24 protein-coding genes are annotated in these 26,347 nt (G+C 35.4%); 5 read left to right on the forward strand and 19 right to left on the reverse strand.

All coding sequences use genetic code 11. The features are described 5' to 3' along the window. Positions 1 to 35: 35 nt before the first annotated feature. Positions 36 to 992 carry a helix-turn-helix domain-containing protein gene (locus HCO57_RS16770; RefSeq protein ID WP_167987876.1) on the reverse strand — a complete coding sequence of 319 codons (957 nt, stop codon included), beginning with the start codon at positions 990 to 992 and terminating at the stop codon, positions 36 to 38. Positions 993 to 1,152: 160 nt separating this feature from the next. Between HCO57_RS16770 and HCO57_RS03605 the strand changes: the two genes are divergently transcribed. Both HCO57_RS03605 and HCO57_RS03610 read left to right on the forward strand, forming a co-directional pair. Beyond that, positions 1,153 to 3,522, forward strand: coding sequence for a TonB-dependent receptor (locus HCO57_RS03605; protein WP_167987877.1), 2,370 nt, complete (start codon positions 1,153 to 1,155; stop codon positions 3,520 to 3,522). A gap of 23 nt (positions 3,523 to 3,545) precedes the next feature. Continuing rightward, complete coding sequence (locus HCO57_RS03610) at positions 3,546 to 4,916, forward strand: hypothetical protein (protein WP_167987878.1); 1,371 nt, start codon at positions 3,546 to 3,548, stop codon at positions 4,914 to 4,916. A 79-nt stretch (positions 4,917 to 4,995) separates the two neighbouring features. Here the strand turns inward: HCO57_RS03610 and HCO57_RS03615 are convergent, their stop codons facing one another. The 4 genes from HCO57_RS03615 to HCO57_RS03630 all read right to left on the reverse strand — a co-directional run bounded on the left by HCO57_RS03615 (position 4,996) and on the right by HCO57_RS03630 (position 8,699). Then, entirely contained in the window at positions 4,996 to 5,790 is a 795-nt protein-coding gene (locus HCO57_RS03615) for an SDR family NAD(P)-dependent oxidoreductase (RefSeq protein ID WP_167987879.1), read from the reverse strand. A 113-nt stretch (positions 5,791 to 5,903) separates the two neighbouring features. Further along, complete coding sequence (locus tag HCO57_RS03620) at positions 5,904 to 6,869, reverse strand: 2OG-Fe(II) oxygenase (RefSeq protein ID WP_167987880.1); 966 nt, start codon at positions 6,867 to 6,869, stop codon at positions 5,904 to 5,906. Positions 6,870 to 7,068: 199 nt separating this feature from the next. Beyond that, positions 7,069 to 7,797, reverse strand: a complete 729-nt coding sequence (locus tag HCO57_RS03625; RefSeq protein WP_209065968.1) for a LytR/AlgR family response regulator transcription factor — start codon at positions 7,795 to 7,797, stop codon at positions 7,069 to 7,071. After that, positions 7,794 to 8,699 carry a sensor histidine kinase gene (locus tag HCO57_RS03630; RefSeq protein WP_167987881.1) on the reverse strand — a complete coding sequence of 302 codons (906 nt, stop codon included), beginning with the start codon at positions 8,697 to 8,699 and terminating at the stop codon, positions 7,794 to 7,796. Before HCO57_RS03630 ends, HCO57_RS03625 begins: the two co-directional genes overlap by 4 nt. Before the next feature lie 466 nt (positions 8,700 to 9,165). Between HCO57_RS03630 and HCO57_RS03635 the strand changes: the two genes are divergently transcribed. Next, complete coding sequence (locus HCO57_RS03635) at positions 9,166 to 11,607, forward strand: outer membrane beta-barrel protein (protein ID WP_167987882.1); 2,442 nt, start codon at positions 9,166 to 9,168, stop codon at positions 11,605 to 11,607. A 273-nt stretch (positions 11,608 to 11,880) separates the two neighbouring features. On the opposite strand, the gene HCO57_RS03640 is transcribed toward HCO57_RS03635, so the two are convergent. From HCO57_RS03640 to HCO57_RS03650, 3 genes are all read right to left on the reverse strand, one after another. Further along, on the reverse strand, positions 11,881 to 12,741 hold the full coding sequence (locus tag HCO57_RS03640; RefSeq protein WP_167987883.1) for an AraC family transcriptional regulator: 861 nt from the start codon (positions 12,739 to 12,741) through the stop codon (positions 11,881 to 11,883). A 76-nt stretch (positions 12,742 to 12,817) separates the two neighbouring features. Then, entirely contained in the window at positions 12,818 to 13,651 is an 834-nt protein-coding gene (locus tag HCO57_RS03645) for a DUF4437 domain-containing protein (RefSeq protein WP_167987884.1), read from the reverse strand. A gap of 11 nt (positions 13,652 to 13,662) precedes the next feature. After that, positions 13,663 to 14,337, reverse strand: coding sequence for an NAD(P)H-dependent oxidoreductase (locus HCO57_RS03650; RefSeq protein WP_167987885.1), 675 nt, complete (start codon positions 14,335 to 14,337; stop codon positions 13,663 to 13,665). 161 nt (positions 14,338 to 14,498) lie between these two features. Here HCO57_RS03650 and HCO57_RS03655 point away from each other — a divergent pair, with 161 nt between their 5' ends. After that, complete coding sequence (locus HCO57_RS03655) at positions 14,499 to 15,386, forward strand: AraC family transcriptional regulator (protein ID WP_167987886.1); 888 nt, start codon at positions 14,499 to 14,501, stop codon at positions 15,384 to 15,386. On the opposite strand, the gene HCO57_RS03660 is transcribed toward HCO57_RS03655, so the two are convergent. Both HCO57_RS03660 and HCO57_RS03665 read right to left on the reverse strand, forming a co-directional pair. Then, complete coding sequence (locus HCO57_RS03660; RefSeq protein WP_167987887.1) at positions 15,383 to 15,868, reverse strand: DUF962 domain-containing protein; 486 nt, start codon at positions 15,866 to 15,868, stop codon at positions 15,383 to 15,385. The two genes, HCO57_RS03655 and HCO57_RS03660, sit on opposite strands and share 4 nt — an antisense overlap. Positions 15,869 to 15,884: 16 nt before the next feature. After that, positions 15,885 to 16,511, reverse strand: coding sequence for a TetR/AcrR family transcriptional regulator (locus HCO57_RS03665; protein WP_167987888.1), 627 nt, complete (start codon positions 16,509 to 16,511; stop codon positions 15,885 to 15,887). Positions 16,512 to 16,726: 215 nt separating this feature from the next. On the opposite strand from HCO57_RS03665, the gene HCO57_RS03670 reads away from it, so the two are divergent. Then, on the forward strand, positions 16,727 to 18,091 hold the full coding sequence (locus HCO57_RS03670) for a S41 family peptidase (protein ID WP_167987889.1): 1,365 nt from the start codon (positions 16,727 to 16,729) through the stop codon (positions 18,089 to 18,091). A gap of 58 nt (positions 18,092 to 18,149) precedes the next feature. On the opposite strand, the gene HCO57_RS03675 is transcribed toward HCO57_RS03670, so the two are convergent. The 9 genes from HCO57_RS03675 to HCO57_RS03715 form a co-directional block, all read right to left on the reverse strand. After that, positions 18,150 to 18,608 carry a cold-shock protein gene (locus tag HCO57_RS03675; protein ID WP_136949851.1) on the reverse strand — a complete coding sequence of 153 codons (459 nt, stop codon included), beginning with the start codon at positions 18,606 to 18,608 and terminating at the stop codon, positions 18,150 to 18,152. Positions 18,609 to 18,733: 125 nt separating this feature from the next. Beyond that, the gene (locus tag HCO57_RS03680) at positions 18,734 to 18,925 is read right to left on the reverse strand and encodes a cold-shock protein (protein WP_136949850.1); all 192 of its coding nucleotides are present in this window, start codon (positions 18,923 to 18,925) and stop codon (positions 18,734 to 18,736) included. 90 nt (positions 18,926 to 19,015) lie between these two features. After that, on the reverse strand, positions 19,016 to 20,563 hold the full coding sequence (locus HCO57_RS03685) for a hypothetical protein (protein ID WP_167987890.1): 1,548 nt from the start codon (positions 20,561 to 20,563) through the stop codon (positions 19,016 to 19,018). A 39-nt stretch (positions 20,564 to 20,602) separates the two neighbouring features. Further along, entirely contained in the window at positions 20,603 to 21,466 is an 864-nt protein-coding gene (locus HCO57_RS03690) for an MORN repeat-containing protein (protein ID WP_167987891.1), read from the reverse strand. Between the two features lie 5 nt (positions 21,467 to 21,471). Further along, positions 21,472 to 22,299 carry a DUF2490 domain-containing protein gene (locus HCO57_RS03695; protein WP_245167529.1) on the reverse strand — a complete coding sequence of 276 codons (828 nt, stop codon included), beginning with the start codon at positions 22,297 to 22,299 and terminating at the stop codon, positions 21,472 to 21,474. 8 nt (positions 22,300 to 22,307) lie between these two features. Then, entirely contained in the window at positions 22,308 to 24,254 is a 1,947-nt protein-coding gene (locus HCO57_RS03700) for a hypothetical protein (RefSeq protein ID WP_167987892.1), read from the reverse strand. A gap of 230 nt (positions 24,255 to 24,484) precedes the next feature. Then, positions 24,485 to 24,994, reverse strand: coding sequence for a peroxiredoxin-like family protein (locus tag HCO57_RS03705; protein ID WP_167987893.1), 510 nt, complete (start codon positions 24,992 to 24,994; stop codon positions 24,485 to 24,487). A gap of 4 nt (positions 24,995 to 24,998) precedes the next feature. Further along, positions 24,999 to 25,625 (reverse strand): SDR family oxidoreductase, encoded by a 627-nt coding sequence (locus HCO57_RS03710; RefSeq protein ID WP_167987894.1) that lies wholly within the window; start codon positions 25,623 to 25,625, stop codon positions 24,999 to 25,001. A gap of 7 nt (positions 25,626 to 25,632) precedes the next feature. Then, the gene (locus tag HCO57_RS03715; protein ID WP_167987895.1) at positions 25,633 to 26,301 is read right to left on the reverse strand and encodes an FAD-binding oxidoreductase; all 669 of its coding nucleotides are present in this window, start codon (positions 26,299 to 26,301) and stop codon (positions 25,633 to 25,635) included. Positions 26,302 to 26,347: the final 46 nt, after the last annotated feature.

Here is a 26,347-nt window from a genome sequence, read left to right on the forward strand (position 1 = left end):
ACCCGTATTCAACCCATGATTAACGCAAATACATGTTAGTGAATATCACTGGGTAAATAACCATAATATCGTTTAAAAGCTGCTGTAAAATGTTGTGGATTTTTGTATCCTACTTGATTAGAAATAAGCGCTATACTTGTCTCTTTGTTTTTCAAAAGATACTTTGCTTTTTCCATTCGTAAGCGCGTTAAATGCTTAAAAATAGTTTGGCCAAAAGCAATTTTAAATTCACTCTTCAATTTTGATGTATTAATTCCCGCAAAAACAGCCAACTCAGCTATAGTAATGGTTCTATGTAGATTGTACAAAAGATATTGCTCCACTTTATGCATTATAGGAGATACCAATTGTGGAGGTTTAGCTAAAGTGGTTTGGGCAACTTGTTTACAGGGATTATTTTGTAATAAATGCAATAGTAACTCTATCACCTTAGCCTCTAAAAATGACTTTTTTAAACTACCCTCTAATGGTATGGTTTTCATTTGATTAAGTAGGGTGCAAATGGTGGTGGTAAAAGGCTTATTTTCTTTCCAGAAACAATTTAATTGATTTGTAGATTGTAATGCGAGTAAATTTAACGGCAGACCATCTTGAGTAATTAAAATTTTCTCCAAGAAAGTTGTACTTAAAGTAATAACATAGTGAGATACTTTAGGTCCCTCTTGTTTGAGTAAATAATTGCCTTTAGGAAAATAGGTTAAGTTGTAATAGCCTTGTGCAAGGGTTATAGAATTATTTTTATACTGAATGGTATTTAGTCCTTCTAATTGTAAAATTATTTTATAATAGGGACTTTCTTGTTCTAAGACTGCATTTAAAGCCTCTTTGCTTGAATAATCTACCTCTACAAGGGTAAAACCATTCAACCTAAATTCGCGCTGCAATCCTGTTTTAGGTAGATAGCCCCAGTCCACAGCCACTTCCTCAATACCATTTGGTTTAAAGCCTATTGCTTTAGACCCTTTAAATACGGTCTTTTTAGAAATACTCACTCTAAAACTTCCTTTCTCGGCATATATTCTTCCGTTTGCGTTATCGTTTGCTTTTAGTTGCCTTTTACTTTTGCAAACCTAATTATTTTAAATCGTTCTAAATAAAAATAACGTGCGTTTTTATTATTTAATCCTACTAGCCCTTTTCAATTGCATTTTTATGCAAGCCCAAATAAACCGTACTATTTCTGGTAAAATAAGTGCTGCCAACAGCGAACCACTTTTTGGAGCCACAGTGGTTATAGTGGGTACCCAAAAAGGAACACAAACAGATATTAACGGGAAATACCTACTTGAAAACATTACAGAAGACACCTTTGTATTACAAGCTTCTTACATAGGTTATTATAACAAAAAACAAAATGTAACCTTTCTTGCAGAAGAGAATAATTTAATGGTAGACTTTGCCTTAGTAGAACGAACCAATACTTTGGATAACGTTACGGTAAATGGAAAATCTAAGAAAACTGCTTTAGAAACTGAAGGCTTTGCTGTTACTGCGGTACAGACGGAAGAAGCGAGTATACGTAACATACAGACCAATGAACTATTGAACACCACCGTTGGTGTAAAAATTAGACAAAATGGTGGTTTAGGCGCTAATGCAGAATACAGCTTAAATGGATTGTCTGGGAGTGCTGTGCGTATTTTTATAGATGGTATACCAATATCTATTTATGGTAATTCTTTTAACCTTAATAGCATACCGCCTTCTTTGATTAAAGAAATACAGGTGTATAAGGGAGTTGTGCCAGGCCATTTGGCAAGTGACGCCCTTGGCGGAGCCATTAATATTGAACTCCACAGCCAAGCAAGAAACACGTTAAACGTATCTGCTTCTTATGGATCGTTCAACACCCTACAGACCAACGCGAATACCGTTTATAGGATGGACTCTTCTGGTTTTACGGTTAAAGCATCCTTATTTCAAAACTATTCTGATAATGATTATGAAGTTTCTGGTCGTAGCGTTGTAGTAACAGGTCTTGGCGGGGTACAAACACCAATTACCGCAAAACGCTTTAATGATGCCTACCGTTCTGTGGGCGGTATTGCCCAATTTGGTTTTACAGATGTTTCTTGGGCAGACCAATTCTTTTTGGGTATCACTGCTTCAGATAATTATAAGGAGGTGCAACATGGCGCTTTTATGACCATAACCCCTTACAAAGACCGTTATTTAGAGTCCGATGCCTTGTTGGGTAATCTTACCTACAAAAAGAAAGATTTGTTTACCAAAGGTTTGGATTTGAATATCATAGGACTTTACGGTAAACGCAACAGACAGGTGGTAGATACGCTTGCTGCCGCCTATGCATGGAATGGGCAGCGGGCCATTGACTTTAGAGGAGATGAGTATGAATACACTTGGGGCTCACAGCAAGAAGGTGGTCCTACCCTAGCAAAAATTAAAAGAAACGTTGCTTCGGTAAGAAGTGGAATTTCTTATGCTTTTAATGAAAACCATAAGATTCTGTTCAATCATGTATTTAGCAGTATTGATAGGGAAGATAGTGATGCCCTAAACACCTTGTTAGAAAATATATTTGTGGGTACAAGAGACTTGCGCAAGAATATATTTTCATTAACCTATGATGTATCTGCGTTTGAGAATCGATTTAAAGCGAGCTTATTTGGTAAGTATTATCAGCAAAAAAATATTAGCAAAGACCCAGCAATAACAGAAGATGAAGAGGGTAATTCTACAATAGTTGAAGAAGTTGTAACCAATAATACTACTAATGAAGGTTATGGATTTGCCGCGTCTTACACTATTTTACCAGAGGTAACCTTGCTTACCTCTGCGGAAAAAGCCGTGCGTTTACCCAATGAGACCGAAATATTTGGCAATGATGGGGATAACGTTGTCGCCAATTCTAGTATTAATCCCGAGCGTAGCGATAATTTAAACATAGGATTCCGCTTTGGTTCTTTCAATATCAAAAAGCATCAGTTTTCTGTATACACCAATTTTTTTACCAGAAACATTAAAGACCGCATTGGCTTACCAATAGAAACTTCTTTAAACGTGAATGATGAATTAATTGTTTACGTAAATCAAGGTAGTGGTACCTCTAAGGGTGTTGATGCACAATTAAGCTATACCTACAATAACAATCTGACATTAAATTTTAACGTGTCCAAATTCGATTTAAAAATAGAGAATAGAGGCACTGAGATAGATGTGCCAAACACACCCTTCTTAACCATGAACGGTAGCGCCAGGTATCGTTTTAATAATGTAATCCAGAAAAACGCACAACTAAACCTTTTTTATAACCTATACTACACAGACGATTTTTCCTATTTAGTTCCTCAAGGTTCTAACACTACGGGAGACGATTTCTTTAGGGTTCCTGAACAACTGGTCCAAGACTTAGGGTTTAGTTATATGTTTACTAAAAAGAACATCATTATAAGTTTTGATGCCAAAAACATATTTGATAAGCCGGTTTACGATAATCTATCTGTTCAAAAACCAGGAAGGGCTTTCTATCTAAAATTAACCTATAACCTAAATAATTTTTAATACTTACAAATACACTATACAATATGAAACGTACTAATTTAAATTTTAAAACAGTTGTTTTAGCCATACTTACTGTCGGTCTTTTTACCGCTTGTAGCAATGAGGATGATGGTCCAGGAACCACACCAGACCCAGACCCAGTACAAGAAGAATCAAGATGGATTACAATTGCGGCTGCTCGTATGGGAGAAAATCCTGGAGATGGTAACGGTGGTACGCTAATTTATGCTTTAGATAGTGAAGATGCTAAAGACCCAACTGTTTCTGTTGCGCCTTTTGATAATGGTTTTATTGTACCCTCTAATAGAACGGCCAGATTACAAGCTTCTGAAGATGGAAGTACTATTTTTAACATTAGCTACGCTGGTGATACGGGCGGCAACTATACCAAGTACTTGGTAAATGGCGGTCAAGATTTTGAACAAACAGGTTCCGAAATTAGTATTGCTCCATATGTAGGCTCCGCTCCTAGATGGATTAAATTATTTGATGGCGATAAAACGGGTGCCGCTGTTTATGTATCTACGGAAAATAGGTATGATGATAATGATACCCCGGATGACAAGACAGATGACACGTATATAAATACGGTTTCTACTATGGGGGTAGTAACTTTAGATTTGGAAAATTCTGCTATTATTAATTTTGAAGAATCTACGTTTACTTTAAATGCCGAAGATGCTGCAAATGGCTATTATATTGATAGGATAGATATGCCAACGTTAAATGCAGCTGGTGACAAATTATACATTGGAGCACGGGTTAGAAAATTGGACCCTGCAACTGGAGAAAGAGAGAGCGATTATGAAATATTAGGTTCTAAAACCATTGTTCTAGACTATCCATCGTTAACAAATCCTACAATTATTACATCAGGAATTAGTAATGGAAATACCAATGGCTACCGTAGTATCAATTCTTTTGAATATAATGGTGATGTATACCAAGCCAACCAGAGTGACCCTAATGGTTCTTATATTTTAAAAATTGGTGCAGACAACCAGTATGACGATTCTTATGTGTTTAACTTAGATGACGCATTAGGTGTAAAAGGTGCATATGTCTTGGCATGGAGACCCGCTGCAAACGGTAAGGCTGTATTAGCTTATAGGCATAACGGTTCTGCAGAAGGTGTTGCGGGTGCGCAAGGTTTCTTTGCTTTAGTTGATTTGAATACCAAAACAGCAACTACACTTACTGATATTCCTTACGACCCAGATTTCTACTTATTCCAATATCAAGGCTATGCAGTAGACGGTAATGAAATTTACCTAACTCAAGCCCCAGTAGGGCAAAACGGAAACATCTACGTTGTAGATACAGAAACTGGTGCCGTTACAAAAGGTGCAGAATTGGTTAACGTAGAAGGAAGCCATTTTATAGGCGCTTGGTAATAGCCATTTAATTAATAATTTATTAAAAAGGGTTTCTAGCTACGCTCTAGAAACCCTTTTTATATTTTGTATTTATATTTTAAACCAATTGATGCGTTGCTTGCATAAGTAATGCGATTTTATCTTCATCGTAAGCATCTACATGGGCCTCGTTGTAGCCACCACGGTCATTGTCAAAATACTGACCCGATTTATCTGCGTGAATGCTATCTATAGCCAAAGAATATAAAATATCTACGCCTTTAGATGCTGGCGACCAATATTGACCGTAGGCTTCTTTTGCCATTTTGGTATTCAACAAAGAACCTGGATTAACCGCCAAGGTTACTATATCTGGATGTTTTTTTGCAAAATTGAACGACCACATGGTCAGCGCCAATTTACTCTGAGCATAAGCATCGTTGGTGCCTAGAGACGCTTCTCCTCGTAAAGCCTCTAAAGACATTGATGCTTGCGCCGCAGAACTTAGATTGACTATTCTTGGCGCATCTGATTTTTGTAAAAGCGGTAAAAGCTGTTCGGTCAGTAAAACAGGGGCTAAGTAATTCACGACCAAACGCAAATCAACCCCATTCTCTGCTTGTTCTTCTTGACTTTTAAAAACGCCAGCGTTGTTAATAAGTACATCTAATTTTGAAACCTGAGAAGCAATGCTTTTCGCCATAGCTTCAACTTCGTTTAGTTTAGACAAATCAGCCACAAAGCCCTCTACTCTATCTAAACTACCTACTTCAGCTATAGCCTTTACGGTATCTTCCACTTTTTTAGCATTTCTACCATGAATATAAACGGTATGTCCGTCTTTGGCCAATTGTAATGCTGTTAGTTTGCCCATACCATCGGTACTTCCTGTTATGAGTATATGTTTTTTCATGTTTTTTTTATTTGGATTTTAAAAAGTCAGTTCAAAAAATTAGTAGTACTAATTATATTACAGACCATAATCAAACTGACCTTTTTCAATTATTATTCATTTTTTGACATCGCCTAAAACGGAGCAGTCATATCTTTTAGTCCGTCTGGTAAACTCCAACGTTGGCGAGCTGTTACATTATCTAATGCAACATCTTTTATACTATTGCTATTACTGATATTTCCGTAACTGCTTGTGCTTCCTCTAGGAATTTGCATATTGTCACCATACAACCAAACCACTAAATTACTGCGTTGCCAACTTTCAATTGGATGCGTTGCGTGGGGTACATTACCTCTAAGAATTATAGCTTTACCCGGTTCAAACTTGGTTTGTCCCGTTTTACCAGAAGCTTTATCATAGAAATCAACTATGGAACCCGTAAATTCTTCATCAGGTAAATTGGTATTGATATTTAAGGTTGCTGATGAAGCATCGGTATGCCCGTGTAAATCTTTGTCTTTATCTGGATTGTAATGTATTGAAAACCCGAAAGTCTGATTATCATAACCGTAAGTTCCTAATAAAAGTCGAGAAATCGGACGCATATAACGGTCCATTATAGCATTATAAAATGCTTGAAAGCTTGGTGCAGCCAAATGACCTACAGATCTTGAATCTAGCATCATTCCATAACGATTTAACTGTATACCGTAAGGTGCACGTTTTGGTATTCCGGACTTAACTGCATCCTCTAAATACGTTCTAAAATCTGCTAAACGTTCTAAATCGAAAAACTGGGTTTCATAAACACCTGGTATAATTTCTTCCCATAAATCGGCTACAGCGTTTTCTTTTTCTGGGTTTTCCCAAGCATCGTTTATGGCTTTACGTAATTTGGGGTCAAGCAAAGATTCGTCTGGTAACAACAAATTGTCTTTGTTTTTTTGTTCCCATTCAACCCAAGCGGCTTCTAATAGTTTTCGGTTATCATTCCAAAATTTTGCAACCGATGGATCGCGTCTTAATGATAATTCTCTTGTTGGTACTTCTAAAGCACGAGCTTCAGCAAGTGCATTTGTATGTTCTAATGTCTTCATAATTATATGTTTAAGAAAAGCTACTGCTATTGTATTTTTATATATAACAAAATTACGTGCCAACTGCTGTTGACCTTTGGTAGTAAAAAGGGTAGTTTTAGTAAAAAATAAGGTTTAAATACCTTACCAATGCATACTCACATTTGAATATTTAGATTAGGGAATAGCCCGGAAAAATTAAAAGAAAGAAGGGAAGCGGTTAGCTATCTTTTTTATCCCAAAGATTATCACCAATTATTTTAGGAACGACCTCTTTACGATAATTTCTGCTTAATGGAATTTTATGTACTCCTATTTGTAGTTCGTGTTGGGCGACACCTTCAATTTTATCAATAGCTACTATATATGATTTGTGAACACGGATAAAAGCATCTTGACTTAACTTCTCTTGTACATTTTTCAAGAATAATAATGTAACGTATTTACGTTTAACAGTTTGTATAATCACATAGTTCTGCATGGCTTGTACAAAAAGAATATCATGGTGGTTAATTTTCTCATATTTGCCATCGCACTTTATAAAAAAACAACCACTTTCTTCTTCTTTCAGCAGGGCTATTCCATTATTTATGAGTTGATATTGGTGACGGGCTTTTGTAATTGCGGTAAAGAAACGATTAAAGGAAATAGGCTTTAACAAATAGTCTAGTACACTAAGATTAAACCCATCAATGGCGTAATTTGGAAATGCGGTAGTTAAAATGGTCATAGGCGCATTAGGATTAGATTTTAAATATTCTAGACCGTTCATAAGGGGCATTTGTACATCTAGAAAAAGCAGGTCTACATCAGATTTTTCTAAAATACGCGGTATATCTAAAGCTGATGTGCCTGTGCCTACACAGGTTAGCATATCTATCTGATCTATGTAGTTGGTTATACATTCCCTAGCCAGCGGCTCATCATCGATAACAATACATCGCATCATACCGAAACCTTTTTTAAGGGTGCCCGAGCAATATGGGCAAGTGTTAGTTCTAGCTTTACGGTGTGTACATCTTTACCTTTTTTAATAAGAAGCACATGCGCATTTGGATAAATTAAATCTAACCTACGCTTTACATTTTTGAGTCCCAATCCACCATAATTTATTCCTTCCGGCAAATGATGGCGAACCTCGTAATTAGCACTATTACTCAGTTCAAAATTAATTTGATTGTTTTCTATGACGATAGAAAGGTTAAGCCATTTTCGCAATTCTTTATCTTCTGAAATATGTTTAAACGCATTTTCTATAAACGGAATTAATATAAATGGCGCAACGGTAGGAGTTTCAGCTGTTATTTTAGGAATCTTAATTTCAAGATCAAAATTATCATTCTGTCTTAAACTTTCCAGTTCAATAAAACTTTCAATGTATGCAAGTTCGTTTCGTAGTGGTATTTGATTGCTATTGCATTCATATAATTGATAACGCATCAGACTTGAAAATTTCACCAACGATTCAGATGCCATTTCAGGATTCTTGTTGATCAACACAAAAATACTATTGATGGTATTGAAAAGGAAATGCGGGTTGAACTGTGACTTTAGAAATTTCAGTTCGGTCTCTAGCTTCTCCTTTTCCAATAGTTGCTGTCGTTTTTGAGCATCTAGCCAATTCTTAGCCAACTTAATGCTCATACCTAAAGTAGTAGCCGAAATACAAGATGATAGAGCATTATGTAAAAAAATAGTAGCGGGTGTTGCTGGGCTTATTTTGAATAGTACATAAACCGATTGTTCAGAGAAGCTAGCCGCAAAAAAATAATTTGCTGTTATTAGGGCAGCCATACCTAAAATCACCATAGCAACTGAAATAAAAAAAGAGAGGTACTTGCCTTTAATCAAGTATTTTGGAATGAGAACATACAGACAAAAATATACTCCAACCGCTTGTACTACAACATATCCCAAATACTTTAAAATGGTATGAGTATGTTCAAATGAGTCTATAACTGCACTAATACTATTGGTATATACCGTCCACCAGACAAAATGATAACATGCCCAAAAAAGCACATGATGCACCTTATAGCGTATCAAAAATGATACTACTGTATTTTCATAACTACCAGGCATAGTTTTTTAAAGTCTTTTACAACAAGATACAATGGCACCTGCTTTATATCAAAAGATTACGCTAGAACTTGCTATCAGGTAACTAATAATTGACAAAAGGTAATTGATGTCCTATAGATATCTATTGAAGTCAGAAATTGGATATATGCTCCTCTTGTAATGAATATCCCCTCGTTCATCAATCACTTTTTTACTCTGTGCATAGTTAGCGGTACTTGTCTTAAAATTAAAAGCAATGAATTTAAGATTTGTCACCACGTTAATCGTCCTTATTTTTTCATTCAGTATTTCGGCACAGATAACAGGAAGAATATTGGATGAATTGAACAATCCAGTTGCATTTGCCAATGTAACACTGCATGATGCAAAAACCAATACCTTAATTTCTGGAGGAATTAGTGCTGACGATGGATATTTTGATATAGCTGTTACTAGTTTGGGTAGTTATAAATTAAAGATAAGTCTACTATCTTTCCAAACATGGCAATCTGGCTTACTAGAGGTTACTTTACTTCCTTATACGCATGATTTTTCAAACATCAATCTGTATGAAGAGGTAACGGAGTTAGAGGGTGTGTTGGTTCAAGGACAACGTAGATTAATACAGCGCACACAAGAAGGCAGTGTACTAAATGTTCAAGCCAGTGTTATGAGTAAGGGCACTACCGTATTAAGGCTATTAGAGCGCTCCCCAGGGGTAATCTTAGACCAGTATAACAATACGTTTTCTTTGAACGGAAAAAGCGGAACCTTGGTGCTAATTAATGGTAAACCACAAAGAATGCCTACTTCAGATTTGATTGCTATGCTAAATGGTATGAGTGCAGATACTATAGAAAAGATAGAACTGCTTACCAATCCTTCGGCTCGGTATGATGTAGACGGTAATGCTGGTATAATCAATATAGTTACTTTCAAGAATGAAACTTTAGGCTTACAGGGAAATTTAAATGTAAGCGCCGGACATGGTGAGGGACCAAAACAGACCACTAGCCTATCTATAAACAGTGGTGGTGAACTAGCGAATCTATATGGTAGCTATACCTTTTCGTATGATGATACGTATGATGGATTCAATGCAAAAGGCACCACTGAAATACCCGTTTTAGGTGGATTTACGTCGGTTGATTTCGCAAGTCATACTAAACAAATTAATAGAAATCATAATTTTAACTTAGGATACGAAAGACAGATTACCAAAACTTCAACTTGGGGTGTCAATGTATTGTACAACACATCTAAACCCTTGGTGCGAACTAAAAATAGAGGCATGTACGAGTTTACGAACAATCCTTTTTTAGATGCACAGATTATCTTAAACGGAAATGGTAAGCTAACTAATCTAAATATGTCCACCTTTTATGAAACACAAAAAGATGATAATACTTTTTCAGTTTCGGCAGATTTTATTGAGTACAATACCAGAACACCAAACCAAGTTAAAAGTTCTTATTTTGATGAAAATGGTAATTCATTTCAGCCTGAAAATGAAATTTATAACAGAGGAAACAGAGGTTTTAATGAAACTGATATAAAGGTTGGCGTACTTAAACTAGATTATAAGCACAAGTTTAAAGAAGATTTGGTTTTTGAAGGTGGAGTAAAAGGTTCCCTGTCCAAAACCGAAAACGATGCCCGTATAGAAATTTTACAGAATGATGAATTTGAGCCTGATGACCGCTTTATCAGTACCATTGAAAACATAGAACATATTGGTGCTATTTATTCCATACTTGATGTTGGTCTCGGAGAAAGAACAAAAGCACAAATGGGTTTACGATATGAATATTGGAATCAAAACTTTAATAACTCTGACCTGAATCGAAGTTTTGGGAAAATTTTTCCAACGGTATTTCTAACCCATTCTTTTTCTGATACTACGGCATTGAATGTTGTATACAATAAACGTATAACTAGACCAAATTATTCAGACTTAGCTTCTTTTTTAGTGTATAACAGCCCCACTTCTGTATTTAGTGGAAATCCACAATTATTACCCGCCATATCCAATAACATAAGTATAACCTATAATATTCACTCTTTTAGCGTATCTATTATGGCATCAAATGAGAAAAACCCAATTGCTCGTTATCAAGTTACAAGAAACGCCCAAAGTAATGTAGCGGTAATTGCTCCGGTAAATTTGGACTATCAAAGATATTTAGACGTACAGAGTAACATACCTATAAGGCTCGCAAATTGGTGGAATGTAAACCTTAATGCCACAGCAGGTTATAGAACATTTAAGCTATTACATACCGATGAATCTAAAACTCATAACTATTTGCACTATAATTTTAATGGTAGCCAAACCTTGCGTTTGCCTTCAAATCTATCTATAGAATTATCAGGTTGGTACACTTCACTACATTTCAACGGAAGTACTAAAGTCAGGGGATTTGGAACTTTAAACGGAGGATTAAAAAAAGAGTTTAAAAATGGAAGTAGTTTGCAATTTACGATAACCGATATTTTTGAAAGTATGGATATTCGTTCTCAGGTAGGTAGTTTAACCAGAGAGGCTTTTGGAGACAGATTTAATGTGTTATATAGTCCAGAATCTGGTTTTTCACGAATCTTGACTATTGGATATACCTATCCTTTTGGCAATAACAAAGTAAAACGGTCCAATTCTAGAACAGGCGCAGCAACGGAAAAATCTAGATTAGGACAATAGTGGATAAAGAATGTCCCATTTCTGGGGCATTTAACATTACACTAGATGCCTCTATTTTTACCAATACTTGATTTGATTTTACTGCTGGTTTTTCAATTTTCAGTTACTACAAAAGATGCATTTTCACCGTAACTGTTCAATAACATTGCTTTCATAATCTATATATCTTTAATGTGATTTTTTGTTTACAACACAAAGATATTTTGAGCATCCAACTATTTTTTGGTAGAAAACAATGCAGTGTTGGTAAAAAATAAGGTTTTTGGTAAAAAACTAGGCTAAATTGGCTTTAAAAGCACTTAAACTAATACCCTTGTAGGCTTTAAAAGTCTTGTTTAGATGGCTAGAATCTGTAAAACCAAGGTCTAAGGCAATTTCCGAATCTTGCGCATCGGTGTACTTTAAGCGGGTTTCTACTAACTTTAATTTGTAGTTGATGATATACTTTTTAAGCGATATATCGGTATGCTTTTTAAAGTACTCGCTGATGTAATTATCTGCCATATGAAATTCCTCTGCCAACCTTTTGGTAGTCAATAATTCTGGATTATAGATATTGGAATGAATGTAATTTATTATTTGCTGAATTTTAGAGTTTTTTACCTCTTTGACTTCAGAAGTATTTGTAAACTGAATATTATGAGCAATTAAATGAAGAATAACCGATAAGGAATTTTGTAAGATAAAAATATCGTGAGTTTGGGTATTTAGATATTCGGTAGCTACCATATTTACTAACGATACCAAATGCGCCCTATCGGATGCTGTTTCAAACTGCATTTCGCGTAGTTGATGACTTTCGCTATTTAGAATTTCTTCAATTTTACGAAACCAATCATTTACGGGCAGTTCTTGATTTTGAATATTGGTATCTCTAAAGAAACTTTTCAAAAATTTAATGGCTATTGTACTTGTAGCCGTTTCGGGTTCAACAATGTAGATATCATCAGGAACAAAAACAAAGAAACTATTGGAATCATGAGATACCGTTTTACCGTTAATTTTGATGCTACCACTCCCCTTTTCAAAATATAGTATCTCAAAAAAACGAATATTGGTATACTCACAAAACGAGAAAAATGTTTGCTCTTTATATTGTTGAATAACGATATTTTCTAGAATTGTTCTTGCCAATGCTTAAAAGTTAAAATAAAAAAAGGAAAGCCCTTAGTGAGCCTCCCCTTTTCTTTGTTATTGAAATCCATGTTATTTATTTCACTTCAAAATCGCCGTTAGAACGGACGTAAATTATCGTTTCAATATCGGTGCTTATGTAAGGAGATGCGTTTTCTTCTACCCCAAAATAAGAACCTGCTTCCAATTCATTTTTAGCATCCTTTTTAGAAAACTGATGGGTTATTTTACCTGAAATAACCACAGCTCTAAAGTTTGGACTTAAATTTTTAATACGTCCTTTAAAGCCAGCTGGTAATTTTAATAGTGTTGCTCGTAACTGATTAGCATTATGACTTCCCCATAAAAAAGCGGTTTCTACATTACTCTTTTCTGAAACCCACTCCAAATCCTTGGCATGTAACCAAACTAAGTTGGATTCATCTATGTTAATGGGGCGTTCCCCATTATCAAAAGCCTCATCTGTAGGTTGTACCAAATACGGCCCTTCTTGTATATCTAAAAAAGCCATATTTTCCTCTCCATCTGCAGCGGTTACGTGTCCTTCACCAGCAGGCTGCTGCCAATAACTACCTGCGGGCAACCACATTTCTTCAGCTTTTGGGTCATCATTATGCAATAATCCCTTAATTACCACTGCACGATACGTAATGTTATGAATATGGGGTGGTGAGGAAAAACCTTTATTAAATTTTACCAAAAAACCAGAAGGTTCATTCTTGGTACGGTCTCCCCATAATTGCCCTGCAGCCGGACTTTTATCGCCTCTGACAGGATTTAACCATCCCCAATCTATTTGGTCTTGGGTTACTACTTCGTTTTTACTTTTTGCGTTGTCTGTAGTGGGTGTTTGCGCAGAAGCTGTTATTGTTACTGCTAATGAAAAAACACCTATAATTAACTTTTTCATTTTTATAACTTCTATTTCCATGTAATTATGTCTGATTTTTCCCTGCGTACTTTAGGATGTTCAGGGTCTGCTTTTCTATAACCAAAGGCGGTCATAAAGGCTAAGCCATATTTATCTGTATCAATACCAAACTTGTCTTTTAGTAGGGGTTCTATTTCCGTTTGACGAAACCCTTCTATTGGGCAACTATCTATACCTACTAAAGCAGCAGATGTCATCATATTAGCCAATGCGATATAGGTTTGTTTGGTAGACCAATCGAATATTTTTTTATCGGTATCCAGATTAAAATCGCGCTCTTGGAATTCTCTGTAGAACTTGGAATACATTTCTACCACCTCTTCTGGAAATTGCTTCACTTTACGCATCATATCATCTATATATTGCGCATCGTGTTTTACCATTGGGGCTTTCATGGCCAACCCAAGTATAAAATGACTTGCCGTGTCTAATTTTAAAGGAGCACCCCATGCAAAGGGTTTTAAAGATTCGCGTAAATCTTTGTCTTGTACAACTACAAAATGCCAAGGTTCAAAACCAAAAGAACTGGGCGATAAATGCGCAGTTTCTAGAATAAATTCAAAATCTGTATCTGATATTTTCTTAGTGGCATCAAACTCTTTGGTGGCATGACGAAAATTGAATGCTTGTAAAATGTCTTCTTTTCCTATATATGTAATTTCCATAAAAATTGAATATTAATTAATGATGCAACAAAATTACACAGGTAAACACCATCTTCATTTGTACAAAAAGAGGTTTCTTTAGTACATTTAAAGGTTGTAGCATAGTATTAACAATAGTTTAAGGTTATTTTAAACTATTTTTGAGGCTAAAATAGTGTTATATGGAAGTTTTACAGGCAATAAAACCTTTAGATATACAAGAAGCACAGCTAGATATGTGGGAACAACGGCCCATTAAAAACAATTTTTTTGAGTTGGTCTTGATTAAAGATGGAAACGGGTCTCAGTGTATTAACTACAATGAATACAAGTATACCAAGGGCGATATTTTTCTACTACCTCCGTTAAAATGCCATTCTTTTACCATAGTAGAACCCACTACGTTTATCTTTCTTAAGTTTTCCGACGCATTTTTTAAAACCACTAGTAAAATAACCATTGACCGCAATGCTTGGTTTAAAGAAGCTGCATACATTCTTTCTAATTACAACCAAATACCGGGAGATATTATCACCTCTGACGTAGACCGAAAGTATATTACGAATCTTGTTGATATGATTCTACAAGAGTCTCGTAATTATTCTGAGGATTCCCATAACCTTATTACAAGCTTAATGACCAGTATTTTGGAATTATTGATGCGTAATATTAAGAAAAGTATCTTTTTAGAGAGTACCTCTAATACTCATGGAGATGAACGTGTAGGAAAGATGCTAAACTACATTAATGAACATTTGGATAAACCTGCTCTTTTAAAAGTTGAAAATTTAGCAGCAGTTTTTAATATGTCTTCGACTTATGTCAGCGAATTTTTTAAGAAGCAAATGAATCTATCCTTACGGGAATACATTATAAAGGCCAAACTTAAATTAGTAGAAATTAGGCTTCTAAATAGTGATTATACCTATACGGAAATAGCAGACGAGCTGGGTTTTACAGATGTGAGCCATCTTTCTAAAACCTTTAAACGCTATTCTGGTTCAACACTAAAAGAATTTAAACAAAACGGAGAATACCAGTTGTTAAAACGTAGCGTTTGTAGCGCTTAAAATCGTATTCCCAAAGCATTAAACAAATGGCTCATGGTCCATGCCGGACCAATCATTAGAAATTGTAAATCTTTTAAAAAAGACGGCTTTTTACCTTCATGATTGTGCCCAATAAATTGACCAATCCAAGCTATCACAAAAATACCGAGCATTAGCGCCCAAAGCGGTGCAAATTTTAGTTGAGCAATAGCATAAATGCCCCAAAGTACACCAATAGAAAACAACAACATCCCAACAAACAAAACTATAGATAAGCGTAGATAATAGAGCAATCCAAAAACGATTAGTAGAGCTCCTACGTGAGAAAAAGGTTTTAAAAATGTAGGTAAAACTGATGTTAGGGTATCCGGTAACGGAATACAAGCCAATAGCCCTATTAAGCTAAAAAAGATAAGCGGCACGCAGATATAATGTATACTAATATTTAATTTGGTTTGGTGGCTTTCTGCATATTCAGATAATAAAGCATCTATAGTTCTCATTAATAATTTTTTTTAGTTAGTGATTAGGTAATGTAACAAACTGGCGCATTTGCTGGTATTCTTCTATCCCCTTTTCCGTTAAATGTGGAATTATGAGCTGCCATAGTAAGGATATACTACTTGTTTGGTTTACTTTATAGTTGGGGTTATTAATTGCGATTTTTTGTGATTGCCAAAAAGTGCTCAACATCCAAATAGCGTATATCACTTGGTCAAAATCTACGAGACCATGCGTTTTTTTCATTCTTCCTGTTTCTATGTAATAATCTAACAGTTTACGCGCTGCCTTAAATCGCTCTATATTGCCCGCCTCATAACGCTTGGCAATAGTTGGATGGGTTTTAATGATGTTTACCAAATCGTTAAAAAAGAAGGCATATTCTTGTTGCAACGCATCAAATTTCCCCATCATATCTTCCAAATGAAACAAGGTTAGATAGGTGTTTTTAGGCAAGATATAGTCTAGTGTCACCGTGTACATATCTTCATATAGCGCTTCTAACAAATCCGATTTGGTATTGTAATGGTACTTTAAATTACCAGCACTTATACCCATGTTGTCTGCCAACTGTTTCATAGAAACATTTGACATTCCCTCCTTATTAAACAATTGTATTGCTGCTGCCTTTATGTTGGCCTTCATTGTAAATTTTTAAATCAATTACGTAAATATATAAAATATTAGTAAACGTTTACTAAATATTTTAGTTTGAGTCAAAATGGTAGCGTAATATGCAGCTATGCGGAACTACCGCCCTATTTTTTGAGTACCATCGATTTATTCTTAAAATAAACTGGCAACAGCATGCAACCTTAGACTTTTGTGATTGTCTTTATTTAAAATATAAAACATCAATCATGAAAGTATTTAAATCTATTTTAGTTCTTTTTGCATTAAGTTTTTTCTCCTGCGAATTAGATGACGGAGAAATTGTCCCATCTCCGGACCCTAACAGTGGACTATGGTATAATGCAGAAAAGGGTTATATACTAAACATAAAAGACGAAAAAACTGATTTAATAAATGTAACCAATGGTGGTTGTGCGTACTACGTTCCAAACTTTAAACCTGAAGATTTTGGTTACCGTTTAGAACAAAAGGATTCTACAATTCTATTACGCCCTTCTTTTTCATCTATAGCGAATATTGTATTTACTGCTGAAGAAACTGATGAATTTTGCGATGTATTGTCCATGGAGCCAAACAATGACCCAATGGTAAACTACAATTACTTCTGGAACTTTTTTAATGACCATTATGCGTTTTTTGAGTTACGAAGTATTAATTGGGAAGAATTTAGTGGTTTTGAAGATATGGTAACCGAAACCAATTTTTACGACACTTTGGCTGCCATTGTGTATCAATTTGAAGATGGTCATATAACAATTACAGACGAGGCTAATGGCATAGAAATTAATGCAGGTGCACCAAAGCTTTTTACAAGATTAAATGCAAACCTTTCTGTAGATAACAAAGCTGCCAACGAGGAAGAATTGGTAGCGCTAATACATCTAAAATTAGAACTAATACAGCAAAAATATTTATCCAATAAATTTAAAAGTAGTGCTACTACCAACATGGTTTATGGAATGATAAATGACCAGATTGGATATTTAAATATTTTAGAAATGGACGGTTTTGGCACTGATATTAATAATGAGATAGCGGCAGTTGGTAAAGAAATGACAGCAGCTTTGACTTATCTTAAATCTCTAGGTATGTCTAAACTAATTATAGACACCCGTTTTAATACTGGAGGCATAGACCAAGTCTCTGTAGAAATTGCTTCTAGATTTACTACAGAGCAACGTGTTGGTTTTACCAAAAAGGCAAGACTAAAAGAAGGATTTACCCCGGTAAAAACAGTGAATTTTGGGCCAAAGGGCAATGAACAATTTACAGGAGAAATTGTATTACTAACAAGTCCTATTACTGCAAGCGCTGCAGAAGTATTTGCCTTATGTTTAAAAGATATGCCCAACGTAACCTTAGTTGGGGAAGCTACCAATGGCGTGTTTTCTGATATTTTGGAACATCGTTTACCCAATGGAGCTACTATAGGCTTGTCTAATGAGGTGTATACCGATAGTAAAGGTATTGTTTTTGAAGGAGTTGGCATAGCCCCTATACAAGAAGAATTCTTAGTACCTCTGCTAACTGATGATGACGTACAACAGCAAGTAGACAGTGGTATTTTAAAAGCAATTGCAATATTAGAATAAGTTTTAAACAAAAAGAGACCCTACTTGGGTCTCTTTATTTTCTTAGCCAAACGTAAGGCTATTTTTCTAGCGTTACCTTTACGGCATTCCAGCCTTTTTGTCCTTTCTCCAATTCAAAAGTTACCTTATCCCCTTCTGCAATTTCATCTATTAAACCACTTACGTGGCAGAAGTATTTTTCTTGGTCTTCCAAATCATTGATAAAACCAAAGCCTTTAGAAGTATCAAAAAAAGCAACTCTACCCTTATGTACAGGGTCTACCTCTTCCTCCTCTATATCTTCCTTTTTAGGAATCCCAATTTCTATAGTAGAAGCATCTATCTCTTCTCTTTCTGTTGGGTCTGGTGGCGTATCTGTAAGATTTCCATTTGCATCTACATAAGCAAACGGAATGCCTCCGCCGCCTTCTTTAGCTTCAGCTTTACGCTCTTCTTTACGCTTTAATTTTTCTTCTCGTTTCTTTAAACGCTTTTTTTCCTTTTCCCTTTTGGAATAGGTTTGTTGTGATTTTGCCATAAATTATGTTAGGCCCATAAGGTACGGCATATAAATCTAGAATAATAATTTTTTTAGATAAAATAAAAAAGCCTATTGAATTTCTTCAATAGGCTTCCAAAAAAAGTATTGTATAAACTAAGGTATTAAACCACTCTTACGTTTACTGCGTTTAACCCTTTTCTTCCTTCTTCTAAATCAAACTCAACAACATCACCTTCGCGAATCTCGTCAATTAATCCAGAAACATGTACAAAGTGCTCTTTGTTAGCACCTTCTTCGTTAATAAAACCAAATCCTTTAGTGTCATTAAAGAATTTTACTGTTCCTTTACTCATTACTTTAAAATTAAATAGTATTTATATTTGGCAAATGTCGACTTAAATTATTTATAAACAGTAGTTTATTTTAAATATTTTTAATAAAAATTACAACATGGCTTCTTGCAGCCCTTTTTCTAAGGATTTGTAAACAAAATTAAACGGAGAACGGCTTACATCTCGCTGTAATTTGGTGGCAGACGTTTTAAAAGCTTCCTCTTTTTTTTGAGAATTACTGGGTAAAAATAAATTTAGTATCGTATTAATTATAGCTTTTCTTTTTCCTGAATTTGGCTGTATTAAATACACTCCTAAATCTGTGTATCGTGCCTTTAAATTTGTAGTAGATTGGTAATTATGACCATCAATGGTAAAATACAACTCGCTCATATTACCTTCTAATTCAGTATTGGCCACAGGTTTAGTAAAGCTATTTACCTTACGCATGTCAAAATCTACTAACCTTCCTTTAAACACAAAAGCTTCTGTAGTATCCTTAACATTAAAAGTCCAATCGGCATCAAACTTACCAGCCCCCATAAATTGGGTTTCAAAGTGTAATTTTAAAGGTGAAGAATAGGTATTGCCAAGATTTTGAATTTCTACGTCCATATCTTCGAAAGTCAATATTCCCCCATCATTAAAATCTTTTGTTTTTTCCGTGTAAGCCAAATAAGTATTGTAAAAATTAAAGTGATTTACTTGAATGGCGATTGGTGCTTTACGAAGTAACTCGCCATACATGGGTTTATATCTACTATCTTCAGCAACGAGCTTATTGCGATGTATTTTTATATATGGCTGATGTAAATTAATATGTTCTGCAGCGATACCTAGACTGTCTTTTTGCCTTTCTGTTAACTGCAATTGAGTAAAACTTAAAGAATCTATAGTGATGTTGTAGTGGTCCCTTTCTACCGCCAATCCTTTAGAGAAATCTTCTGGTGGCAATACCGTTTGGTAACTTATGTCTTTGATTACTGTATAATTTGAGTCTCCTGAAATGCTTTGTAACGTTAAATCCTCATACGCGGTGGCCTTAAGGTAAACCGGGCCGCTCGTTATGGCATATGAATTCCCCGTAAACGGAAACGAATTTTCTAGAGTGCGGCTAGAGACTAAAATATCTTCAATTTCCAAGTTAAAATCAGACAAGGTTGCCAATGGTCTTTTTTCATTTTGATTTAAGACCGTAAGATTGGCATGAGTGAGAATAAGTTCTTTTAGTTTGATAGCAAAACCAAGTTCGTCACTTTTTTCTGTAGATCTATTTTCCGTAACAGATTTTGTTTCTCCTTTGATTAATAAACCATTGAGTTGTTTTAGTTCAATATAATCAATGGTAAGATTACCAGTCCATAACAGTTTAATATAACCGATATCTTTAATCTTTATGGATTCAAAACGAAGTGTTCCAGTATAGCCAGCTTTTAATTCTTTCCTTAATGTAAGATTAGGGGCTATAAAAGTTGCTGTACCCTCAAACAATTTCAACTTTAGCTTTTGATAACGCACAGGAACTCCTTGTTCTTCTTTTGCGGCTAAATATTGGTTTAGGCGATATTTGACCCCAATGATTACTCCTGTGTAAGTAAATCCAACAATTAGTACAACTACTAATAGCAATTTTGCCCAACCCTTATTCCATCTCTTCAACGTCTGTTCCTTTATTTAAAGGTAGTCAATTACTAAGAGCTACTTCTCTTTTTTCTTATCGGGGCTTACTAGTTTATCATTTCTCCAAACACCGCTGGTCACTACTTTTCCTTTTTCTGAGTAAAATACTCCTTTTCCATTACGCTTATCCTCTTTCCACTGCCCCACATATTTTTCCCCATTTGGCCAAAAGTAGGTTCCTTCCCCAGAACGTTTGTCTTCTTTATAAGCGCCAATGTAGTATTCTCCATCTATCCAATAAAATGCGCCTTGTCCATGGCGTTGGTTGTTTAGCCATTGTCCCTCGTACCTACTACCTGTTTCCAATAATGCAATGCCATAACCGTTAGCCTTACCTTGGTCTACCTGCCCTACATAATGCAAGAGATTACCCTTCTTGCTTTTAAACTTTAAATATTCCCCTTGCGAACGGTTTTTGAGCTGTTCTTGCAATCTGCTTACTTGCACCTTTACTTTCTGTAACGCAAATGCCAAAGAATCTACCGCACGGATATCAGAAGTAGCTATCGTAGGTAATTCTTTTAAACTATCTAATTCTGCTTTTAGACTATCTCTTTTAGGATGTATAGAACTGCCACCTAAAGATCTTAATTTTTGAGTTAAAGCAATACGCATACGTAGGTCTTTGTCATATGTTTTGGACCCTGTAGCTAGTTGGTCACTATATGCTTTTATCGCACTGTCATAATCCCCCATAACCACCATAGAATCAATAGTTAAATAAGCATCTCTTTCATTCAACGCATTTTCTAATTCTGTAGTAGTAGCAGTTTCTTCTTCTAACTTTTGGGTTAAGTTATACGTTTTAACTATAAAGTAAATCGCGGCAACTACCCCAACGCCTGCTACTATCCCCAATGCTCTTTTAGATATTTTTTCCATCACGATTAATCGTCTAAATGAATGTCTGGTAATTTGTTTTTAACTCTTCTGAAATCTGGAGAATAGTACATATGAAAGCGCATAGTCCAAGATTGTTTGTAAATACCACCATTACCTAAATCTTGCCCTTGAGAATACATTAAGCCCGCCGCAACAGTTAATCTAGGGGTTAAAATATATCCTAAGGTGGTTGTTAAACGTAAATCTTCCATAGGGCTTGCAACCACAGCCTTACCACTTTGCATTATTAACTCAGCCTCTGGTGATACGTACAATGTTTTGGGTTTTAATTTATGACTGTTTAAAGGAATCTTAGCTCTAAACATATAGCGCCAACGGTTTCTGAAGATATACTCACTATCTTCTGCAAAACCTTGTGTCCAGCGGTGTTCTATACGTAGTCTATGATATATCATTGCGCTGTACAATGGCATTGCAAATTGGTATTGGTGCCAAATACGCCATTCTGGAACTACATTTCTATCTTCAGAATCCTCATCAGTATTAAAATTCACACGTAGCACACCGCCCAAACTAAAATTGACTTTTTTATTGTAGATATACCCAATAGCATGCCTATTATACACTTGAGCTATTTGCCCAACAAAAGGTGTAGCCTCTGTTTCTTGAAATCTAAAATGTGTTTGAGCATCCCAAAACAAACGTTTACCAATTCTTATTTTGCCGTATGTATTTATCCATACTTTAGAAGTAGGGTCTTTATATTTTGACTCAACGGGCAGATATTCCTTTTCTTCTACTTGTGCTGAAAGCTGTCCTAAACATAGACCGTTGACCAATAACCAAAAACCGATAACTTTCCACTTTTTCATAGATGCGATTATTTGGCGTTGGTAAATTGATGAAACAATTGGAGGACGGTTTTAGGATTATTCTCTCGTTTGAGTTTCTTCTCTAATTTCTTTGTCTCTTTTTCTCGCAACTGAAGCATACTTTTGTGGGTAAATTCTAGGTCTTGCGCCAATTGTGCTGCTGTATTGCAATCCATAGAAGCTTTGGTGGTTTCAATAAAGTATGGCAACAACACCTTTTTATAAGCAACGGTAATCCGCTTTTTCACCTCTTCTTCCATTACCGTAGCCATAAATGGATTCCAAACAGGATCTAGATACGCTTTTTCAACAATTTGTTGTTGCATTGGCATTGCCGCTAATTGATTGGCCAATAGTAATAGTTGATTATTACATTGCTTTTGGTTATGTGCGAAAGAAAGCTTCTCCTCATTAGTCCGTAGTTTGGCATAATCCGTAAGGCCTTGCTCCATTTTTTTGTTGATATCTTCTATAGCTCTGGTCCACTTATCTTTTGGCAAGCTATCTAATAAACCTTCTATTTGTTGTTGTTGGGCAATAAGCCCTTCTTCTAAAGCTACTAACTCTTGTTCTCCTTTTTCTATACGCAGAATTTTTTGTAGCTCCAGAAGGGTAAGATTTACACCTTCTTTTGCAAAACCATACATATTAAATATGGCTTCTAAATTCTCTCCATTAAAATCAAAACCGTCAGCATTATTCAACACAAAGGCTTTCTCTTTTTTCTCTTCCTTAGAGTCTACCATGACCAAAAATTCTTTCTGAGGTGCATCTGCAGAAAACAAATAGCCGTAAAGTTCCTTTGGAGATATATAATTGAGTAAACCCTGCTCATTTAGTTTTGAAAGCTCCTTTAATGGTAATAGGTATTCCTGCTGCAAGCGTTCTAATACATTATAGTGGAACATAGCGTCTTCGTTGGAGCGTTTTAGAATATTTAAATGTGAATCTGCCAATAAAGCCGCTGTGGAAATTAGAAGTGAATCTACTACAGCAAATGTATTATCTAACTTTTCATGTTGGGTAGAATCCATTTTAAAATATGGGACTTTAACTTTAAATTCTGGTTTAAAATTTGCGTTCCCTAAATCTGTGAGAATTCCGTCTATTTTAGCATAGTAGTCGGCATTTTTTGCTAAAAGTTTTTCCATACCATGAACTTGAGAAGATGTTGTGGCATGTTGTGCCTCATAAAGTGCGACCAACTTCAGGTAGTTTTTATCTAAATTGATGGTCTTAAAGTCACCTTGTTTAAAGTCAAAAATTGGAATCGTTTCCTTTCCGTTTTTGGTTGTTTTATTTATGGTCACTAGAACTCCGTCTTTAAACTTCCATGTTTCTTCCCCTAAACTACTTTGTGAAGAGAACAAAGACCAATCGTCATGAGCCAATCCATCTCTTAAAAAGCGGCCCACCAAGGTGCTGTTTTTATCAGAAATACTAAACCCTTGCTGTGGTATTCCTGCCTCAAAGTTAATAGCACTTTCAAAAAGGGTGGCTATCTGCTCAGAATTTTCTATTTCTTGAGCAGTGATGGTCCATTCGCCATCTGGCACGCCTTTAGCAATCAAACCTTTAGCTTCTTCTTGAATGCCACTTATTAAAACCCGATATTGGTAATCTACCACCTCAGATTCGCGATTGGATTTAAACTCTCCAAATTGAAACAACCATTTACCTTCTGGTGTTCCTTGATTAAAATTACCTTTTATTAAAAAAGAATTGTCTTCTTTGGCAACAAGTGCATCTAAGCTAGAACGCTGCAAACTAAATGGCCCATTAAAAATGGTGTCTTTTTCCGTCACGGTATAGCTGAAAGCAGCTTTACCTACATAGCTCTTTGTTTTGTAGAGGCCATTGTATTTTTCTAGTTCTTGCGCCAATAGTTTTTCTTGACCAAAAAAGGCCATGAGTAGCGCTAAGGAAAGAACATACGTCTTTTTACAAAAAATCATTATTACACGTAGTTTGGTTCCGCAATTTTACGGCAATTATTACATATACGTTAAAAACCTTTTTATAGATTATATAGGCCCAACATTTACAGACTAGGTAAAAGATGGTGGTTAAAATTTTGGAATCAATAACGTATTCCTCACTAGCTTATCAATAATTAAACAAAATTGCCAAGCTGCTATTAAAAAAGCCCATTTTCATGGGCTTTTCTTTATATTAAATTATCCAATTAAGCTTCTCCTCTTGCAGGATAATCATTCTTAGTAATGTAACCAATAGCATTAAGTAAATCATCAAATTCTGGACGTGCAAAAGGCATTGTTTGTATAGAAGCACTGTATAGTGTACCATCTGGTTTAATCAAAAACAAGCCTGGCTCAATAAACATATCTGGCTCTTTATCTTTTATGCCTTTAGACACATAGAGTCCCCATTCACGGGCATTCTCTATACTAAAATTATAACCCAAAGGAATGTCTGCGATTTTCCATTTATCGTATTGTTCTTTAGCCCTTTCTTCGCTATCAGAACTTATAGCGATTACATTAACCCCTTTAGCTGTAAAATCCTTTAATTTAGTCTGTAATTCTTCTAAATATGTTTTACAAATAGGACAATGCAACCCACGGTAAAAAATTACCATAGTAAAATTGTCAGGGGTTTGTTCACTTAAAGTCCAACTTGTACCATTCACTAGTTTTAAATTTAACTCTGGTACTTTTGTTCTTGGTTTTACCATGTTATTATATCTGTTTTAATGCTTCATCAATTTTTAAATCGCCTTGTAAAATTTCGTAAGTTTTGTTGGTAGTCGTGCTTTCTCTCAGAGAACTTACAAGCGTATTTGCGACATCTGCACGCGTAATTTCACCCTTTTTTTCAAGAGAATCGCCAATTTTGATAGTCCCCTTAGCACTTTCATTATTTAAAGTACCCGGTCTTACTATTGCATAGGGTACTTTACTCTGTTTCAAAAATTCGTCCGCATTGTGTTTTGCTTTCAAATAATCCTGTAACTTTTCGGCCTTTTCAGGTGCGTCTGCCCCCATAGAACTAAGCATAACAAATTTTTTAACGTTAGCTTTTTCTGCTTCTTTTATAAGGTTTTTGGCTCCTTCTTGGTCCACAGCTACTACTTTTTTACCTCCAGAACCTGCTGCGAATATGACTTTATCAATGTTTTGAACCGCATGGCTTAAGTCATTCTCCAAATCTCCCAACACCGTATCAATATTTTTGGACTTAAATTGTTCCATTTGGGATTCCTTGCGCACCATAGCTACAGGCGCATATCCTTCTGTATTATTTAAAATTTCTACCACTTGTTTACCTGTTGTTCCATTGGCTCCCGCCACTAATATCCTTTCCATAGTTTTATTATAAATCTTCTGTTATTATTTGTTTGTTCGTTACACCCAAGGCCTGTAAGTTTTCTTTAACCGAATTAATCATCGGTACTGGACCACAGACGTAAAAGTTTTTATCTAGGTCACCAGCATTCTCTTTAATAAACGATTGGTCTATACGTCCATGAGCATGTTTTGGATTGTGCTCTTCTGATAGAATATTGATAAAATCTGCACCTAACCATTGATTAAATTGCGAATCTAAAACAATGTCTCTTTCACGCTTATTTGCAAAAAGAAGCCTATTTTCTTCCAATTGATTTTGTGCCGCCAAATCCTTGAATATGGATATGAAAGGTGTAATGCCTGCGCCACCTGCTATAAAAGTTCCTGGCCCTTTGTACGAAATTGCTCCCCACGCATCACTTATTATCAACTCATCGCCAGCCTCTAAGGTTTGCAACTTATCCGTAACCCCATTGTGTTCTGGATAAATTTTAATAGTGAATTGTAAAAATCCATCACTTGGCAAACTGGTAAACGTAAACGGTCTCTTCTTGCTTTTATAGCCTTCTTTATTTAATGCTACTTCTGTAGCTTGGCCAGGTGTAAAATCAAAATTTGCAGGCCTGTCTGTTTTTATCTGCAAAACATCATGCGTAATGAAACCTGTTTCTTGAATATTTACTGTGTATTCCATTTGTTAATCTTTTTCATTTAATAGCAGCTACAAGGTAGCACTACTG

The sequence above is a fragment of the Croceivirga sp. JEA036 genome (genome assembly GCF_011882165.1).
Taxonomy (GTDB): Bacteria; Bacteroidota; Bacteroidia; order Flavobacteriales; family Flavobacteriaceae; genus Croceivirga.